The 3,112-nt window shown below is 76.2% G+C and carries 2 protein-coding genes; one reads left to right on the plus strand and one right to left on the minus strand.

The annotated features are described in order from the left end of the window. Positions 1–250: 250 nt before the first annotated feature. Positions 251–1,990: a metallophosphoesterase gene (locus MHY85_RS20655; RefSeq protein WP_239200282.1), complete on the minus strand. Its 1,740-nt coding sequence runs from the start codon at positions 1,988–1,990 to the stop codon at positions 251–253. 99 nt (positions 1,991–2,089) lie between these two features. Between MHY85_RS20655 and MHY85_RS20660 the strand changes: the two genes are divergently transcribed. Then, entirely contained in the window at positions 2,090–3,064 is a 975-nt protein-coding gene (locus MHY85_RS20660; protein ID WP_239200285.1) for a cation diffusion facilitator family transporter, read from the plus strand. Positions 3,065–3,112: the final 48 nt, after the last annotated feature.

Genomic DNA, 3,112 nt, shown 5'->3' on the forward strand with positions numbered 1-3,112 from the left:
CCGCTCGCGGGCGGCGGGGCGGGACGACGACGTCCCGCGCGGATCTGACGGCGGGGGTGGCGGTCAGGCCCGACAGAGCGGACACGCGCAGGCGCGCCGCAGCGAGCGGCACGTCGGGAGCGCGGAGGTCATGGCGGCGAGTGTGGCACGCGGCACCCGGCACCGCACGGATCCGGTGCCGGCGTCTCAGGTCCCGGACGGACGTGTCGGGCGTGCGCCGCCCGGCACCGCCCGGACCCGGGGCGGCGCGTCAGGGCGCGGCGGGCTCCGTCGCCGCCTCGGTGGGCGTCGCCGACGGCGCCCCCACTTCGTCCTCGGGTTCCGGGACGACTGCCGGCCAGCGGACCGGGTCGTGCACGACCGCCCCGGCGTCGGTGCCGATCTCGACCAGCTGCCAGTCGAGGATCCGCCGGCTGGTCGGGTCCCAGCGCAGCAGCGTCATCTCCGCGGTGCCCTTGAGCGGGCCGATGCGCGGCTCGTTCTCCTGCGCCCCGGCGGTGGAGGAGGAGGTGTACCGGATGCCCTCGCCGATCTGCTCCGGGTCCGTCCGGGTGTGCATGTGGCCGGAGACGAGCGCGGGCACGCAGCCGTCGGCGAGCAGCGCCGGCGCCGTGCGCGGGTTGTGGAACAGCACCAGGTCGACCCCGTCCGGGTCCTCGCAGGCGACCTCCGACAGCCGCTCGCCGACCTCGGCGTAGGACTCGTCCTGGGTCTGCGTCGTGATCAGGCGGGTGGCCTTCGGGTCCTTGTCGCCGAGGATCCGCATGCCGCGCACGTCGATGACGCCGCCGTCCAGGACGGTGGCGCCGGCGCGCGCGTACTGCGCGGTGGTCTCGGCGGAGTCGTGGTTGCCCGGCGCGGTGACCAGGTCGACGCCGCTCGGGATCGCGCGGGCGAACGTGGTCACGCAGTACTGCTCGACCGAGGTGCCGTTCATCGTGGTGTCGCCCGCGTCGAGCACCACCTCGGCGCCCGACATCTCGGCGAGCGAGGTGATCAGCGGGGCCATGCCGACGTTGCAGTGCAGGTCGGAGATGACGAGCAGGGTGAGCGGCTCCTCCTCCTCGGTGGACTCCTCGGGCGTCGGCGTCGGCGTCGGCGACCCGCCGGCGGCCGCCGGGGCGGCGTCGGCGTCGGCGTCCTCCTCACCCGCGGCGTCGGCCTCCACGGCGTCGCGCCGCTCCTCCCAGCCGGCCCAGGCCGCGACGAGCGCGCCGTCGGCCCGGTCGTAGAACTCCTCGTTGTCCTGGAACGCCTTCACCACCAGCCCGCCGTAGGTGTCGACGATCCCGCCGAGGCGGCCGGTGATCCGCGCGCCCTCCAGCGGTGTGCCGTCGAACACGGCCGAGGCGGTCTGCGAGGCGGTGCGCTCCGCGGCCTCGCCGCGCTCGCTCGCGGTCACCAGGGTCCCGACCAGCACGACCGCGAGGCCGCCGGCGGTGAGCTGGGCGGTGCGCGGGGCGAGCCACCCGGCCAGCTCCTCGCGCCGCGCCGGCCCGAGGAGCCACCACCCGGCGGTCCACGCCGCGACGAGCACCACGAGGGCGGCGAGGGTCCGCCACAGCGCGTCCACGACCAGGGCCCGGGCCGCGTCCTCGATCGTCGCCTGCGGGCCGGTGAAGAACTGCAGGTAGGAGTTCAGGTCGCCGGTGAGGGCCTGGAGCGTGTCGATGCCGTGCAGCGCGTCGACGTCCGCGGGGATCTCCTCGACCGTGACCCGCGCGCCGAGCCCGAGCGGGAGCGGCGAGTCGATCTGCAGCGTGCCGAACGGCCCGAGGTCGATCGTCACGGTGGCGTCGGTGGTGACGTCGTACCGCGCCTCGTGCGGGCCGAGGCTCGACTCCGCGGTGGCCGTCGTGACCCCGAAGACCAGCGAGGCGAGCAGCGCGACGACGGCGAGCAGGGCGCGGCCGAGCCACCGGCGGCGTCGGCCGGGACGGTCCGGTGCCGGGCTCGCGGCGGTCCGGGGGTCGGCGTCGGGTGCAGGCATCCCGACGAGCCTAGACGGGACGGCGACGGTCCGTCTCCCCGCCCGCGGCGCCCCCGGCCCGCCCGTGCGGGACGCCCGGCGCTGTGCTACTCCGGGACCATGACCAGCCCCGTCACGACCCCGGACGGCCCGCGCGCGACGGCGGGCGGGCGGGACGAGAGCACGCTCACCGTGGTCGTCGCGTTCGCCGCCAACGCGCTCATCGCGGTCGCGAAGACCGTCGCCGCGGTCCTCACCGGGGCGGCGTCGATGCTCGCGGAGGCGGCGCACTCCTGGGCGGACACCGGGAACGAGGTGTTCCTGCTGCTCGCCCAGCGCCGCTCGGCCCGGGCGCCGGACCGGTCGCACCCCCTGGGGTACGGCCGCGAGGTCTACGTCTGGTCGCTGTTCGCCGCGATCGGGCTGTTCGCCGTCGGCGCGGGCGTGTCCATCACGCACGGCGTCCAGGAGCTCGTGCACCCGGAGCCCGCGTCGTCGTACGTCGTGGCCTACGTGGTGCTGGGCGTGGCGTTCCTGCTGGAGGGCACGTCCTTCCTGCAGGCCTGGCGGCAGGCGCGCCGGGCCGCCGCGCGGCGCGACATGGACCTGTGGGACCACGTGCTCGCCACGTCCGACCCGACGGTGCGCGCGGTGTTCTTCGAGGACGCGGCGGCGCTGGTCGGCATCGTGATCGCGGGCACCGGGATCGCGCTGCACCAGGTCACGGGCTCGCCGGTCCCGGACGCGGTCGGCTCGATCCTCGTGGGCGTGCTGCTCGCCGTGGTTGCGGTGCTGCTCATCGACCGGAACCGCCGGTTCCTGGTGGGGGAGACGGCCGACCCCGCGCTGCAGGGTGCCGCGGTGCGGGCGCTGCTCGCCATGCCCGAGGTCGCGCGGGTCACCCAGCTGCGGCTGGAGGTGGTCGGCGCGCGCCAGCTGTTCCTGGTCGGCGCGGTCGACCTGGCCGGCAACCCCGCCGAGGACGAGGCGTCGCACGTGCTGGCCGCCGTCGAGCGCCAGGTGGCCGCCGTTCCGGGCGTCGTGGGCGCGGTGCTGTCGCTGTCCGAGCCCGAGGAGCCCGCCCTCACGCCCTGACCCCGCACGCGCCGCCCGGCACCCGGAACCCCGGAAGGACCCGCATGT

The sequence above is a fragment of the Cellulomonas sp. ACRRI genome (assembly GCF_022346185.1).
GTDB lineage: Bacteria > Actinomycetota > Actinomycetes > Actinomycetales > Cellulomonadaceae > Cellulomonas.

Coding starts and splice junctions, on each gene's coding strand:
- MHY85_RS20660 (WP_239200285.1), top strand. CDS start 2,090: ATGACCAGCCCCGTCACGACCCCGGACGGCCCGCGCGCGACGGCGGGC.
- MHY85_RS20655 (WP_239200282.1), bottom strand. CDS start 1,990: ATGCCTGCACCCGACGCCGACCCCCGGACCGCCGCGAGCCCGGCACCG.